This is a genomic window from Sporosarcina ureilytica (assembly GCF_001753205.1).
GTDB classification, from domain to species: Bacteria; Bacillota; Bacilli; order Bacillales_A; family Planococcaceae; genus Sporosarcina; species Sporosarcina ureilytica.
The window spans coordinates 886,603-901,257 of record NZ_CP017560.1; the positions used below are offsets into that span (position 1 = coordinate 886,603).

The 14,655-nt window shown below is 41.4% G+C and carries 14 protein-coding genes and 1 tRNA gene; 12 read left to right on the forward strand and 3 right to left on the reverse strand.

The annotated features are described in order from the left end of the window. Positions 1-38: 38 nt before the first annotated feature. Together BI350_RS04505 and BI350_RS04510 are read right to left on the reverse strand one after the other, a co-directional pair. Entirely contained in the window at positions 39-866 is an 828-nt protein-coding gene (locus BI350_RS04505) for a TPM domain-containing protein (RefSeq protein ID WP_082294955.1), read from the reverse strand. Further along, on the reverse strand, positions 863-1,441 hold the full coding sequence (locus BI350_RS04510; RefSeq protein ID WP_075527027.1) for a LemA family protein: 579 nt from the start codon (positions 1,439-1,441) through the stop codon (positions 863-865). Before BI350_RS04510 ends, BI350_RS04505 begins: the two co-directional genes overlap by 4 nt. A gap of 179 nt (positions 1,442-1,620) precedes the next feature. On the opposite strand from BI350_RS04510, the gene BI350_RS16870 reads away from it, so the two are divergent. Continuing rightward, on the forward strand, positions 1,621-1,779 hold the full coding sequence (locus tag BI350_RS16870; protein ID WP_155767473.1) for a hypothetical protein: 159 nt from the start codon (positions 1,621-1,623) through the stop codon (positions 1,777-1,779). A 252-nt stretch (positions 1,780-2,031) separates the two neighbouring features. Here BI350_RS16870 and BI350_RS04515 read toward each other — a convergent pair. Beyond that, positions 2,032-2,103: transfer RNA gene (locus tag BI350_RS04515), tRNA-Arg, on the reverse strand. 185 nt (positions 2,104-2,288) lie between these two features. Between BI350_RS04515 and clpP the strand changes: the two genes are divergently transcribed. The 11 genes from clpP (at position 2,289) to rnr (ending at position 14,644) form a co-directional block, all read left to right on the forward strand. Continuing rightward, positions 2,289-2,885 (forward strand): ATP-dependent Clp endopeptidase proteolytic subunit ClpP, encoded by a 597-nt coding sequence (clpP, locus tag BI350_RS04520; protein ID WP_075527028.1) that lies wholly within the window; start codon positions 2,289-2,291, stop codon positions 2,883-2,885. 147 nt (positions 2,886-3,032) lie between these two features. Next, the gene (locus BI350_RS04525; RefSeq protein WP_075527029.1) at positions 3,033-3,266 is read left to right on the forward strand and encodes a glutaredoxin family protein; all 234 of its coding nucleotides are present in this window, start codon (positions 3,033-3,035) and stop codon (positions 3,264-3,266) included. Positions 3,267-3,588: 322 nt separating this feature from the next. Further along, positions 3,589-4,620, forward strand: coding sequence for a sugar-binding transcriptional regulator (locus BI350_RS04530; RefSeq protein WP_168157248.1), 1,032 nt, complete (start codon positions 3,589-3,591; stop codon positions 4,618-4,620). A gap of 29 nt (positions 4,621-4,649) precedes the next feature. Then, positions 4,650-5,657 carry a type I glyceraldehyde-3-phosphate dehydrogenase gene (gene gap, locus BI350_RS04535; RefSeq protein ID WP_075527030.1) on the forward strand — a complete coding sequence of 336 codons (1,008 nt, stop codon included), beginning with the start codon at positions 4,650-4,652 and terminating at the stop codon, positions 5,655-5,657. A 104-nt stretch (positions 5,658-5,761) separates the two neighbouring features. Then, positions 5,762-6,949 (forward strand): phosphoglycerate kinase, encoded by a 1,188-nt coding sequence (locus tag BI350_RS04540; RefSeq protein WP_075527031.1) that lies wholly within the window; start codon positions 5,762-5,764, stop codon positions 6,947-6,949. 12 nt (positions 6,950-6,961) lie between these two features. Then, positions 6,962-7,723 (forward strand): triose-phosphate isomerase, encoded by a 762-nt coding sequence (tpiA, locus tag BI350_RS04545; RefSeq protein WP_075527032.1) that lies wholly within the window; start codon positions 6,962-6,964, stop codon positions 7,721-7,723. Then, entirely contained in the window at positions 7,716-9,236 is a 1,521-nt protein-coding gene (gpmI, locus tag BI350_RS04550; RefSeq protein WP_075527033.1) for a 2,3-bisphosphoglycerate-independent phosphoglycerate mutase, read from the forward strand. Before tpiA ends, gpmI begins: the two co-directional genes overlap by 8 nt. Before the next feature lie 13 nt (positions 9,237-9,249). Further along, complete coding sequence (gene eno, locus BI350_RS04555) at positions 9,250-10,545, forward strand: phosphopyruvate hydratase (protein ID WP_075527034.1); 1,296 nt, start codon at positions 9,250-9,252, stop codon at positions 10,543-10,545. A 451-nt stretch (positions 10,546-10,996) separates the two neighbouring features. Further along, positions 10,997-11,224, forward strand: a complete 228-nt coding sequence (gene secG, locus BI350_RS04560) for a preprotein translocase subunit SecG (RefSeq protein ID WP_075527035.1) — start codon at positions 10,997-10,999, stop codon at positions 11,222-11,224. Positions 11,225-11,436: 212 nt separating this feature from the next. After that, on the forward strand, positions 11,437-12,183 hold the full coding sequence (locus tag BI350_RS04565; protein ID WP_075527036.1) for an alpha/beta hydrolase: 747 nt from the start codon (positions 11,437-11,439) through the stop codon (positions 12,181-12,183). Positions 12,184-12,352: 169 nt separating this feature from the next. Continuing rightward, a complete protein-coding gene (gene rnr, locus BI350_RS04570) occupies positions 12,353-14,644 on the forward strand; it encodes a ribonuclease R (protein ID WP_245698327.1) in 2,292 nt (763 codons plus the stop codon). The last annotated feature ends 11 nt before the right edge of the window (positions 14,645-14,655 follow it).

A 14,655-nucleotide genomic window follows, 5' to 3' on the forward strand; every position in this document is an offset into this window, starting at 1 on the left:
TTGTTAGGATGCAGTTTTATTTATGGATCCTCCTTTGGTCACCAACTTCTTCCAGCGCCGCCTCCACCTCCGGAGCCGCCGCCCCCACCTCTGAATCCACCGCCTCCGCCGAACCCGCCACTTCCACCGCCAAATGGTCCAGGGAAGAAAATAGGTCCACTACCTCTTGAACTTCTTCTTCCGCCAGGTCCACCTCTTCCGCCAGGCCCACCTCTTCCGCCAGGCCCTCCTCGGTTACTTAGAAATCGTATAAGTAAGTAAACGATGATGAGGATGATGATTGGAGAGATCCCGAAACCTCTCGCATTCGATTGGGGAATGGGCGCTGTTTCAATCGTTCCATCCCAATCATATTCTTTTGCAATTTCATTATAAAAAACTTGATAGGCGTTCATGATTGCTAGGTCGGGACGTCCTTCTCTTAAGTAAGGCATCGCGGTCTCATCTATGATGCGCCCCACTTTCCCGTCCGGTAAAACACCTTCAAGTCCATAGCCTGTCGTTAAAAAGAAATGCCGATTGCCACTTGAATTAGGTTCTGTTGTCACAACGAGCAATGCGCCATTGTCACTTTCTTTCGTTCCAAGTCCGTATTCTCGTAGTGCCTTTACTGCAAACTCTTCGACAGGCTCATCACCAATACTCGGTACAATTAACACACCAAGTTGCGCTGTCGTTCCGTCATCTAGTTGGATTGCATAAGTCGTCAACTGTTCCTTTTGCTCTGCTGACAGTACATTTGCAAAGTCTTGAATATATATATGTCCTTTCGGTGCAGGAACATCAGCTGCCAATGCCACTGCTGAAAAGGAGAATGCCATAAGCAAAAGTATGCCAATTAGCCCCCGAAGGACGAATCGAATCACTCTTTGTCATCTCCAAAATCTACTTTTGGTGGTTCTTTTGCAGCTTCATCCGCTTTGAAATATTCTTTTTCATCAAAACCAAATATTGAGGCAACCAACTTACTCGGAAACCTTTTTACTTGTCGATTAAAATTCGCAACTTCATGATTATAATCTTGTCGTGCGACGCCGATCCGATTTTCTGTACCGGCAAGTTCATCCATCAGTTGCTTAAAATTTTCATTCGCTTTTAAATCAGGATAATTTTCAACGACGACCAGTAATCGGCTTAGCGCACCAGACAATTCATCATTCGCCGCTGCTTGTTCTTCTGGACCCGCGGCACCCGCAAGTCTTGAACGTGCATCTGCAATATCCCCAAGTACCTCTTGTTCATGTGCTGCAAACCCTTTTACCGTGTTGACAAGGTTGGGGATTAAATCCATTCTTCTTTGCAATTGATTTTCAACCTGTGCGTACGACGCGTCAACGTTTTCCTCTAATGTCACAAACTTGTTGTAACTCGGTACAAGTATCACTGCGAGGAGCACAACGATGCCTATGATTATTCCGAATGGTCCAAGTAATCTTTTCAAAATACCACTCCTCAATGCTATGTTATTTTTACTTTACCCAATTTACTTGCCCTACTAAACTTACGCCCAATCATTTGGCTTTTTGACGATACTTTAATCATTTTTCAGTATTCCCATTCTTAACGTTATGCATATTATAGAAAACTCATGCACATACTAAGAGATGGAGGTGGCGACAAATGCCTAAAGAAAACCTGAATAAAAAACCGATTCAAGTCCCAGAAGACGTGGAACTCGGAACAGAATTCAATATACGAGAAGTAAGCAGAGACCAGCAGAAACATAAGCGAAAGCATAACGTCACATTAGATCCGCGTGAAAATCGATTTAATAAATAGGAATCACAAATGTTAAACGAATAGCGAGCCAAATTTACTAGTACGATTATTGATTGCAAAAAAAGACCTTGGCCATTGAGTCGGCAAAGGTCTTTTTATAGGGATTTTACTTTTGGTTAAATTTCCCCTCATGTTGCAAAAAATGATTCAAATAATGAGAGTTACGACCAATCGATAGTAGGATATCATCATTTGGACAATAAAAAACCTTACAAATATTTTGTAAGGTTTACGTAGACTTATTTTAAATAACGCCCTCGAGAGGAATCGAACCCCTATCGTAAGAACCGGAATCTTATGTGTTATCCGTTACACCACGAGGGCAATTGAAGTCGCCTTAATGATTGCGAACATGGTTAATTATACTGTTCAAATTAATGATTTGCAAGGTCTTTTTGAAAAAGCGTTATATTTGACCTTTATTGACCATGCTATGTATGATAAGAGTACGGTTGAATGGGAAACTCATTTCAACAGACTACAATATCCACCTTGAAGGAGGAAATGAAATGAATTTAATACCAACAGTTATTGAACAAACGAATCGCGGCGAGCGTGCTTACGACATTTACTCACGTTTGTTGAAAGACCGGATTATTATGCTTGGTAGCGGGATTGACGATAATGTTGCAAACTCAATCGTTGCACAGCTACTGTTTTTAGAAGCAGAAGATCCTGACAAAGACATTTCGATTTACATTAACAGTCCAGGCGGAAGCATTACAGCGGGTATGGCAATCTTTGATACGATGCAGTTTATTAAGCCTGACATTCAAACAATTTGTACAGGTATGGCTGCCTCAATGGGTGCTTTCCTACTTGCAGCTGGAACAAAAGGTAAGCGTTATGCACTTCCAAACTCTGAAGTCATGATTCACCAACCACTTGGCGGTGCACAAGGTCAAGCGACTGAAATTGAAATTGCAGCGAAACGCATCTTGTTCCTACGCGAGAAACTCAACACAATTCTTGCTGAAAGAACAGGTCAGCCAATTGATGTCATTGCCGCAGATACAGAGCGTGATAACTTCATGACAGCTGAGCGTGCAAAAGAATACGGTCTCATCGACAATATTTTAACGCGCAACGACTTAGATAATCAATAACCAATAAAAGGTAATCCTATTTTGAGTTCGGTATTGCACCGGACTCTTTTTATTGGTGACTGACACGGAGGCGACGGCAAACTAATTTGCAGGTCGTCTTTTTATTGACTATACTTATTTTAAGAATTGAAAAGTGTGGTGTGGACGATGCATGTAACTTTTTATCGGCAAGACAACTGTCCATTATGCGACGAAGCAGAAATGATGCTGAGGTTAGCACAAGAAGATTATCCAATCACGTGGACGTCGATTGATATTCGAACTGATGATGCAACTCATGAGAAGTATATGCTGATGGTACCGGTTGTTGAAAAAGAAGGAGAAGTCTTATTGTATGGAAATATAGGCTATATTGATCTTGTGGATTTATTTGAAAAATAATAGTGAAAAGTAGGTGTATCATTTATAAGAGCAAGTACATATTATAGGAGTGAAGCATCTACTTTTACTTTTTAATTTTTTAAAGAGTTTTGCGTTTAGTTTGATAAATAGGGTGAGGCGCTGTATACTATTGACAGATAGGAAAAAAGTGCTTAATTATACTATGTTTTTTATATGTACATCGGCATTAGGTAAAGCGTATTGAATGATGTTTATTCATTTTAAAAACGACGAACTTGCAGGAAATATTTTTTTACACTATGTGGGACGTTTTGAATCGGGTTGGGACGTTAACCGACCATGCTTTGGAGGTGATGTTTTTTTGGATGTTTCGATGGATGCACATAGTAAGCTTGTGCCTGAAATGATTACAGTATTACAAGAAAGGTTTAGAATACTGAAATACATTAAAATGGCTGGTCCAATAGGTAGACGCCCATTAGGTGAGATGGCTGGTTTATCAGAACGTGAAACGCGTACGATGATAGACCTTTTAAGAACCCAACAACTCATCTCCGTTGCGAAAAATGGTGCAGCGATAACAGATGAAGGACTGGCCGTTCTAACAGCGCTTGAACCAACAATGGAAAAATGGACGGGGCGATCGTCTTTAGAGAGAAGACTTCAAGAATATCTTGGAATTTCCGCAGTTAAAATTGTTGCGGGAGATTGCGATAGAGATCCTGTAACGAAAAATTTACTAGGATTGAAAACGGCGGAAGCTTTCGTTTCGACGATAGAAAATGGGCAAATTATAGCTGTAACAGGCGGAAGTACGATTGCATCGATTCCAAATTACATCGAAAAAGCAAATGATTTACAGGAATTACTGTTCATCGCGGCCCGTGGCGGTGTAGGAGAAGATATTGGGTTACAGGCAAATGTTATTGCGGCATCCTTTGCTGAAGCATGTGGTGGAAAATATAGAACATTTTATTATCCGGAATCTTTAAGTGAAGAAACCCATAAAGCATTCCAGAACGAACCATCTGTACGAAAGATGATTCAGTTATATGAACAGGTCGACTGTGTGATACATGGTATTGGAGAAGCACAAACGATGGCGAACTTACGGGAGTCATCGACAGAAGAAAAAGAAATGCTTCAAAAAACGGAAGCAAAAGGTGAAGCATTTGGATATTATTTCGATCGAACAGGTAAGGCTGTACATCGAATTCGTACAGTCGGTATACAGATTGACCAATTAGAGCGAGTGCCACTAATCTATGCAGTTGCAGGTGGAATCAGTAAAGCGGCGGCAATATTGGCCTATATGTCAACTGCGCCAAAGCAAACGGTTTTAATTACTGACGAAGCAGCAGCACAAGAAATGTTGAAACAAATCACAAATTAAATTTTCATACAATTTTGGAGGGGTTTATGATGACATTAAAAATGGCGATTAACGGTTTTGGACGTATTGGTAGAGTTGTATTTCGTGAAGCTTTAAAATCCGAGGAAATTGAAATCGTAGCAATTAACGACTTAACTGATTCTGAGATGCTTGCACACCTTTTGAAGTATGACTCCGTACACGGTATTTTCGATGCAGAAGTAAGTGCAGACGGCGAATACTTAGTTGTAAATGGTAAGAAAATTCGCGTATACGAAGAAAGAGATCCAGCAGCACTTCCATGGGGAGAGATTGGCGTAGACGTTGTAGTTGAATCAACAGGACGTTTCACGGATCAAGAATCTCTTGCAAAACACCTTGAAGCAGGTGCGAAAAAAGTAATCTGTTCTGCACCAGCAAAAGGCGATGTTACAACAATTGTAATGGGTGTTAACCACGAGGATTACAATCCAGAAACAGACAATGTTGTATCAAACGCTTCATGTACGACAAACTGTCTTGCACCAGTTGTAAAAGTATTGAATGATAAATTTGGCGTTAAACGCGGTTTAATGACAACCGTTCACGCTTATACAAACGATCAACATTTACTAGACTTACCACATTCAGATTACAGACGTGCACGTGCAGCGGCTGAATCAATGATTCCAACGAGCACAGGTGCTGCTTCAGCAGTAACAAAAGTAATTCCTGAGCTAGAAGGAAAGCTTGATGGAATGGCAGTTCGTGTTCCGACTCCAAACGTATCCATGGTGGACTTCGTCGCAGAACTAAACGAAAAAGTTACAGCTGAAGATGTGAACAAAGCATTTAAAGACGCATCTGAAAATGAACTAAAAGATATCCTTGTTTATTCAGATAAACCGCTTGTATCCATCGATTACAACGGCAATCCATCTTCCTCAACAGTAGATGGACTATCCACAATGGTTCTTGTCGACAATATGGTCAAAGTAATTGCATGGTATGATAATGAAACTGCGTATTCTGTACGTTGTATCGATTTAGCGCTTCATATGTACAAAAAAGGATTGTAAAATATAGCCATAACGAACAACACCCCTTATAATATAGTTGGGTTAAAGGAACGGGGAGCCCCGTTCCTTATTTTTTTAAATAAACTTGGAGGTGGCAAGTTTTAATGAAGTTGAAGAAAACGATGAAAGATGTGCAACTTGAAGGAAAACGCGTTTTTTGTCGCGTAGATTTTAATGTGCCAATGGAGGAAGGGAACATAACGGATGATACAAGAATCCGTGCTGCGATTCCAACGATTCAATACTTAATTGGCAAAGGCGCAAAAGTAATCTTAGCGAGCCATCTCGGACGGCCAAAAGGCGAAGTCCATGAAGACATGCGTCTAACTGCAGCTGGCGAAAGACTTGCAGAACTGTTAGATAAGCCGGTGACGAAACTGGATACATCTATCGGCGAAGAAGTCGTTCATGCGGTTGCGAACATGCAAAACAGCGATGTCGTGTTGTTAGAAAACGTTCGTTTCCATGCGGGTGAAGAAAAGAATGATGCTGCATTAGCGAAACAGTTTGCAGACCTTGCAGACATCTTTGTAAACGATGCATTTGGAGCGGCACACCGAGCACACGCTTCAACAGCAGGCATTGCCGAGTATATTCCAGCAGTTTCAGGATTGCTCTTAGAAAAAGAATTAGACGTGCTTGGGAAAGCATTATCAACACCGGAACGTCCATTTACTGCCATTATTGGCGGTGCGAAAGTCGCGGATAAAATTGGTGTGATTGATCATTTATTAGACAAAGTCGATCACTTAATTATTGGTGGAGGACTTGCCTACACGTTTTTAAAAGCACAAGGCTATGAAATTGGTAAATCTCTCCTTGAAGAAGATAAAATGGACCTTGCTATGTCCTTTATTAAAAAAGCAGAAGAAAATGATGTGAAGTTCCATTTACCGACGGATGTTGTCGTTGCGGATGATTTCTCGGTAGATGCAAATACGAAAGTTGTACCAGTTGATTCAATTCCAAGCGATTGGGAAGCGTTAGACATTGGACCAGAAACAGCAAAGAACTATGCGGAAGTTATTAAAGGATCAAAACTAGTGATTTGGAATGGACCGATGGGCGTATTTGAACTAGAACCATTTGCCAATGGCACGAAACAAGTGGCGCAAGCGATGGCTGAAACTACTGGCTATACGGTGATTGGTGGCGGTGACTCAGCAGCTGCTGTTGAGAAATTTAATCTAGGTGAAAAAATGGACCATATTTCTACAGGCGGCGGCGCTTCACTTGAGTTCATGGAAGGTAAAGCGTTACCAGGTGTTACTGCATTAGACGATAATGAATGAGGAGTGAGATTTTTGCGTAAAAGAATCATTGCGGGAAATTGGAAAATGCATAAAACAGCTGAAGAGGCAAAACAGTTTACGGAAGAAGTATTAACAAAACTTCCGGAATCTGAAAAGGTGGAAGCGATTGTTTGTCCTCCAGCATTGTATTTAGAAAACCTTGTAGAAATGGCAAAAGACTCGAATCTAAGCATTGCTGCTCAAACGATGCACGAAGCAAAAGAAGGGGCATTTACTGGTGAAGTTAGCCCGGCCATGCTGGTGAGTATCGGTGTAAAGCACGTTGTTCTTGGGCATTCAGAACGTCGTGAGTATTACAATGAAACCAACGAGTCTGTTAACGCTAAAACAAAAGCGGCATTTGAAAATGGACTGACACCAATTGTTTGTGTAGGTGAAACATTGGAAGAGCGTGAAAGCGATGCAACGGTTAAGATTGTTTCTGACCAAGTGACGAAAGCGTTTTCAGATGTAAGTGCGGAAAATGCTAAACAGGCAGTCATTGCTTATGAGCCAATTTGGGCAATTGGAACGGGTAAAACAGCAACTGCTGAAGATGCGAATGAAGTGTGCGGTGCGATTCGTAATACAGTTGAAAACTTATACGGCGCTGACGTTGCAAATGCTGTTCGAATTCAATACGGTGGAAGTGTGAACCCGAAGAATATTGAAGAACTACTGTCCATGGAACATATCGATGGCGCATTGGTCGGCGGTGCGAGTTTAGAACCTGCATCTTTCTTACAGTTAGTTGAGGCTGGTGCAAATGCGTAAAGGACCTGTTGCACTCATTATTTTAGACGGTTTTGGCTTACGTGATGAAATTTCCGGAAATGCTGTGCAACAAGCGCATAAACCAAACTTTGATCGGCTGAAGGAAACGTATTCTAATACAACACTCACAGCTTGCGGTGAAGCGGTTGGGTTGCCTGATGGCCAGATGGGGAACTCTGAAGTAGGACATTTAAATATCGGTGCGGGTCGTATCGTCTATCAAAACTTAACGCGTATTAATAAGGCAATCCGAGAAGGAGATTTTTTTGATAATGAAAAGCTTCTTCAAGCAGTCGAGCATGCGAAAAAGAATGATTCGGCACTCCATTTAATGGGACTGTTATCGGATGGCGGGGTACATAGTCATTATGAACATCTCTTTGCGTTGCTTCAGCTTGCCAGTCGGAAAGGGCTCGAAAAAGTTTACATCCATGCATTTTTAGATGGACGAGATGTTAGCCCGCAATCTGCATTGAATTATATTGAACACACTGAAGAAGTGATCAAAGAAGTTGGGATTGGAAAAATTGCTTCTGTAACAGGTCGTTATTATGCGATGGATCGCGATAAGCGGTGGGATCGCGTTGAAAAAACTTACAGAGCGCTTGTGGATGGTGCAACTGAAACAGCTAACTCGCCATCTGAAGGTGTGTTGGCATCTTATGAAAAAGACATTCACGATGAGTTTGTAGAACCAATTATCATTGAAGAATCCGGTGAACCTGTTGCGACAATTAAAGACGGGGATGCGGTTGTATTTTACAATTTCCGTCCTGACCGTGCCATCCAACTTTCTCGTGCATTCACAGATGAGAATTTTAAGGAATTCGTCACAACAAAATTTGAAAACCTCAAATTTGTAACGTTCACACATTATAGTGAAAATGTCGTTTCTGACGTTGTGTTTGGCGCTGAGGATTTAAAGGAAACGTTAGGAGAAGTCATTTCAGCAAATGGCCTTACGCAGTTGCGAATTGCTGAAACTGAAAAGTATCCTCACGTGACATTTTTCATGAGCGGCGGCCGGGAAAATGAATTCGAAGGGGAAGAGCGCATTTTAATCGACTCCCCAAAAGTGGCAACGTATGATTTGAAGCCGGAGATGAGTGCTTATGAAGTCACGGATGCCTTAATTCACAAAATTGAAGGCGACACAATGGATGCGATTATCCTAAACTTCGCGAATCCTGATATGGTCGGACATAGTGGGATGTTAGCACCGACAATTAGAGCGGTTGAGACAGTGGATGAATGTTTAGGAAAAATCATTGATGCCTTGGAGAAAAAAGGTGGAACCGCGATTATTACCGCAGACCACGGGAATGCTGATGAAGTGATTAACACAGACGGTGCACCGATGACAGCCCATACAACAAATCCTGTACCTGTGATTATTACAGAAAAAGACTTATCATTACGTACAGACGGTATATTGGCGGACCTTGCACCGACAATGTTGAAATTGTTAGGATTAAAACAACCGGAAACAATGACCGGAAAACCATTATTCTAAAGGAGAGATTTTCATGCCAATTATTACAACTGTTCAAGCTAGAGAAATTCTTGATTCACGAGGAAATCCAACAGTAGAAGTTGAAGTGTTAACAATGAGCGGCGCTTTCGGACGCGCAATGGTTCCGTCAGGCGCATCTACAGGTGAATACGAGGCAGTTGAACTTCGCGATGGCGATAAAGACCGTTACCTGGGCAAAGGCGTATTGCAGGCAGTTGAGAATGTCAATGAAGACATTGCGGACGAGCTAGAAGAAGCTTACTCAGTCCTTGACCAAGCAACAATTGACAAAGCGTTAATCGACTTAGACGGCACGTCAAACAAAGGTAACCTGGGCGCAAACGCGATTCTAGGTGTATCTATGGCTGTTGCACATGCGGCTGCAGATTTCTTAGACATGCCTTTATACCAATACCTGGGCGGTGTAAACGCAAAACAACTGCCAGTACCAATGATGAACATTTTAAACGGCGGAGAGCATGCGGATAACAACGTCGATATCCAAGAGTTTATGGTTATGCCAGTAGGCGTCGACTCATTCCGTGAAGCACTTCGCGTTGGCGCAGAAATCTTCCATAGCTTAAGAGACGTTCTACAAGGCAAAGGCTTAAACACAGCTGTCGGTGATGAGGGCGGATTCGCACCAAACTTAGCATCAAGTGAAGAAGCACTTGATACAATTATCGAAGCAATTGAAAATGCTGGTTACAAAGCAGGTGAAGAAGTCGTTCTTGCAATGGACGTAGCTGCTTCTGAACTTTACAATAAAGAAAAAGGCATCTATGTTTTACCGGGTGAAGGCGTTGAACGAACGTCTGCTGAAATGGTTGATTGGTATGAAGCGCTTTGCGATAAATATCCAATCGTTTCGATTGAAGATGGCTTCGACGAAGACGACTGGGATGGTTTCAAACTATTAACGGATCGTATCGGTGACCGTGTACAACTCGTTGGAGACGATTTATTCGTGACGAACACTGAGAAATTAGCACGCGGAATTGCAGAAGGAAACAGTAACTCTATTCTAATCAAAGTGAACCAGATTGGTACGTTAACTGAAACATTTGACGCGATTGAAATGGCGAAAAGAGCTGGCTACACAGCAGTTATTTCCCACCGTTCAGGCGAAACAGAAGATACAACAATCGCTGACATCGCTGTTGCAACAAACGCTGGTCAAATCAAAACAGGTGCACCATCACGTTCTGACCGTGTTGCAAAATATAACCAATTACTTCGCATCGAAGAACAATTGGACGAAACAGCAGAGTACTTCGGTTTAAAAACTTTTTATAACTTAAGGAAGTAATTTGGTGAAAACCCGCCTTGTGCGGGTTTTTTTGTCTAGAGTTAGAAAGCGATGCTCCGCGAAGTATGCAACGTTATTGTGAAAGTGCGCAACGCTTCGTGTAGAGTACACAACGTTATCAGCAAAGTTTGCAACGTTTTGCGAAGTATGCAACGTTGTTGTGAAAGTATGCAACGTTATTGTGAAAGTGCGTAACGCTTTGTGTAGAGTACACAACGTTATTAGCAAAGTATGCAACGTTTTCATATTCTATAAGTTTGCTAAAATGATAGGAGTCCTCCGAGTCGCCAGCTCACCAAAATAACGGCGGGGCTCAACGCTATCGTCGAACGAGACAATGGGAGGAAATCACCAGTTATATAACGTGCAAACTAAATTTATAGTTGTAACATTTTCATCTATTTGGTAAAATGGATTAAGTTGTGGAGTTTCTATCAGGAGGTGGAACAGGATGCACGTATTACTGATGACTTTACTAGTAATTGTAGCATTAGCATTAATTGTAGTTGTTTTATTACAATCTGGATCAAGTGCAGGTCTTTCGGGAGCCATTTCTGGTGGAGCTGAGCAGCTTTTCGGAAAACAAAAAGCTCGGGGATTAGACTTAGTTCTCCAACGAGTGACGATTGTTCTTGCGGTATTATTTTTTGTCCTCGCTATTTTAGTTGTTAAATTTTAATGAGTTCAACAGGAATTTATAACCTTAATAAATACTAATCGCCTGACATTCCGATTACGAATGTTCGGGCTTTTTTATTGCCGTGAAGCCTTATACTACAATAGATTACGCAATGAATGCTACACTACTATATAGATGAGAGATTACTGATGCTGTATAGATGAATTGTGAAGTAAGATGCTAAAAAGAAATAAGCGGAGGTTTATTAAAAAATGAGAATTGCACAACCGAAACCTTTCTTTTTTGAGCAAGGGAAACGTGCTGTATTACTATTGCATGGATTTACAGGGACGTCAGCGGATGTACGTATGCTGGGGCGTTTCTTGGAGAAAAAAGGCTATACATCGCTTGCGCCGCATTACAAAGGGCATGGTGTACCGCCAGAGGAATTAATTAAAACAGGACCCGACGAATGGTGGGAAGATGTTCTAGCTGGCTATCAACAATTAAAAGACGCAGGTTATGATGAAATCGCCGTGGCGGGATTATCGCTTGGTGGCGTATTTTCATTGAAATTAGGTTATAATCTGCCATTAAAGGGAATTGTAACAATGTGTGCACCAATGTCGATGAGAACGACTGACCTTATGTATGAAGGAGTTCTTCAATACGCTGGCGAATATAAAAAGTACGAAGGAAAAAGTAAAGACATCATCGAGGAAGAAGTGGAAAAGTTACGAGGTCAAACGATGCCTTCATTGAAGGATTTACGTGAATTAATTTACGAAGTACGCAATCATGTCGATCATATTTACACACCAACTTTTGTGACGCAAGGTTCTTTAGATAAAGTCATTGAACCAGATTCCGCGAACGTCATTTATGAGAATGTACAAGCGGAAGACAAGACGTTGAAATGGTATGAAAAATCGGGGCACGTCATTACACTTGGACCTGAGAAAGAACAGCTGCATGAAGATATTTATCAATTCTTAGAATCACTGGATTGGCATGTGTGAATGAACGTACAAATGCCGATGCTATAACTAGTGTTAAAAAGAATATAAAAGGATAAACTAAGTTGAAAAGGTTGGTTGATTTACACAAAATGACATCGTGTAATCAATACGAATGGGAGGGATGTCTTTGGATACGTTCGCTAAAGAACTACAAGACAAAATATTAGAAATGATGAAAGAAGAATCATATAAGCCGATGACGGTACAAGAGATTCAAGACATGCTAGAAATTGAACAAGCAGCTGAATTTAAAGAGCTGGTGAAAATGCTCGTTCACTTAGAACAGGGTGGGTATTTAATTCGGTCGAGAACGAATCGTTATGGCGTTCCTGAGCGTATGAATCATGTGCGTGGAAAGTTTATTGGGCACGCAAAAGGATTTGGATTCGTGGCGCCTGAAGCGGAAGGAATGGATGACATTTTCATACCGCCGCATGAAGTGAATGGTGCGATGAATGGCGATATCGTACTTGTTCGTGTATCTGGAGGTAGTTCCGGTGAAAGACGCGAAGGAACGATTACGCGAATTGCGGAAAGAAAAACGACTCAAATCATCGGGACATACCAAGATAATCGCGGCTTCGGTTTTGTCATTCCGGACGATAAAAAGCTGCCTATGGATATTTTTATTGCAAAAGGGGATTCACTCGGCGCAGTAGAAGGACATAAAGTTATTGTAGAAATTACAGCTTGGCCGGGGGATACAAAGTCTGCAACGGGTATGGTAACGAAAATTTTAGGACATAAAAACGACCCAGGTATCGATATTTTATCGATTATTTATAAACATGGGATTGCCATTGAATTTCCAGACGAAGTCATTCAACATGCGAAAAGTGTGCCGAACGAAGTACGTGAAGAGGATATAGGGAAACGTCGTGATTTACGTGAAGAGATGGCGATTACAATTGACGGTGCAGATGCGAAGGATTTGGACGATGCAATTGCCGTTGTGAACCATCAAAATGGAACCTATACGTTATTTGTCCATATCTCCGACGTTAGTTATTATGTGACCGAACATTCTCCGATGGATGAAGAGGCATTGGATAGAGGCACGAGTGTTTATTTAACAGACCGTGTGATTCCAATGTTGCCACATGCGTTGTCGAATGGGATTTGTTCATTGAATCCTGGTGTTGATCGACTGACGCTCACTTGTCAAATGACAATCGATCAGAATGGTAAAGTCATTGAACATGAAATATATGAGAGCGTTATTAATTCGAAAGAAAGAATGACGTACGATGATGTGTACAAAATTATTGAAGAAAAAGATGAGGAACTCCTTCAGAAATACGAACATATCGTTCCGATGTTAAATGATATGGCGGACCTTGCGGCAATTTTGCGCAATAAACGAATGGAACGCGGTGCCATCGATTTTGATTTTAAAGAATCGAAAGTGCTCGTTGACGAAGAAGGTTGGCCGACGGATGTTGTCGTTCTAGAAAGAACTGTATCTGAACGATTAATTGAAGAGTTTATGCTGGCAGCGAACGAAACAATTGCAGAGCATTTCCATTGGATGCAAGTTCCATTTATTTACAGAATCCACGAAGATCCGAAAGCGGAAAAACTGCAAAAGTTCTTCGAGTTTTTAACGAATTTTGGGATCGTCGTCAAAGGTTCTGGAAATGAAGTGCATCCGAGAGCTTTGCAAGAAATTGTCGAGTCTATTGAAGGCTTGCCGGAAGAAGCGGTCATTTCGACCATGTTATTACGTTCCATGCAACAGGCGAAGTATTTTGAAGAAAGCTTAGGGCACTTCGGATTGTCAACGGAGTTCTATACTCATTTTACAGCGCCAATTCGACGTTATCCGGATTTAATCGTTCATCGGTTAATTCGCACGTATCTACTTGAAAAAGATGTTTCAGCAGCAACGATTGAGCATTGGAATGCAAATCTAGCTGACATTGCACAGCATACGTCAGAACGTGAAAGACGTGCAGTCGAAGCAGAGCGTGATACAACGTCATTGAAACAAGCCCAGTATATGGTTGATAAAATTGGTGAGGAATTTGAAGGAATTGTATCTTCAGTTACGAACTTTGGGATGTTTGTAGAGCTTGAAAATACGATTGAAGGACTTGTCCATGTCAGTTATATGACGGATGATTATTACCGTTTTGACGACAGGCAAATGATTATGATTGGCGAGCATACAGGAAAGCAATTCCGACTTGGCGATGAAGTAACGATTCGCGTTGTTGCGGTTAAACCTGAAGAGTCCGCAATTGATTTTGAACTTGTTGGGATGAAACCGAATATGCATCGAACGAGAAGAGAAGCGCCTAAAGTGATTCATACGAAACGAGGTTCAAATCAAGGCGGAAGACAGCAAGGAAAATCAGCGAATGCCAACAATGAACGAAAGTCCAAGGGTGGCAATCAAAAGAAAAAGTTTTATGAAGGTATTGCCAAAAATTCAAAAAGAAGACCAAGAAAAAGAAGATAATGCCGGGGACA

Excerpts from the sequence above, each read along its gene's own strand:
- BI350_RS04525 (WP_075527029.1), top strand. The coding sequence starts at position 3,033 with ATGCATGTAACTTTTTATCGGCAAGACAACTGTCCATTATGCGACGAA.
- secG (WP_075527035.1), top strand. The coding sequence starts at position 10,997 with ATGCACGTATTACTGATGACTTTACTAGTAATTGTAGCATTAGCATTA.
- BI350_RS04565 (WP_075527036.1), top strand. The coding sequence starts at position 11,437 with ATGAGAATTGCACAACCGAAACCTTTCTTTTTTGAGCAAGGGAAACGT.
- rnr (WP_245698327.1), top strand. The coding sequence starts at position 12,353 with ATGATGAAAGAAGAATCATATAAGCCGATGACGGTACAAGAGATTCAA.
- gap (WP_075527030.1), top strand. The coding sequence starts at position 4,650 with ATGACATTAAAAATGGCGATTAACGGTTTTGGACGTATTGGTAGAGTT.
- BI350_RS16870 (WP_155767473.1), top strand. The coding sequence starts at position 1,621 with ATGCCTAAAGAAAACCTGAATAAAAAACCGATTCAAGTCCCAGAAGAC.
- gpmI (WP_075527033.1), top strand. The coding sequence starts at position 7,716 with ATGCGTAAAGGACCTGTTGCACTCATTATTTTAGACGGTTTTGGCTTA.
- eno (WP_075527034.1), top strand. The coding sequence starts at position 9,250 with ATGCCAATTATTACAACTGTTCAAGCTAGAGAAATTCTTGATTCACGA.
- clpP (WP_075527028.1), top strand. The coding sequence starts at position 2,289 with ATGAATTTAATACCAACAGTTATTGAACAAACGAATCGCGGCGAGCGT.
- BI350_RS04540 (WP_075527031.1), top strand. The coding sequence starts at position 5,762 with ATGAAGTTGAAGAAAACGATGAAAGATGTGCAACTTGAAGGAAAACGC.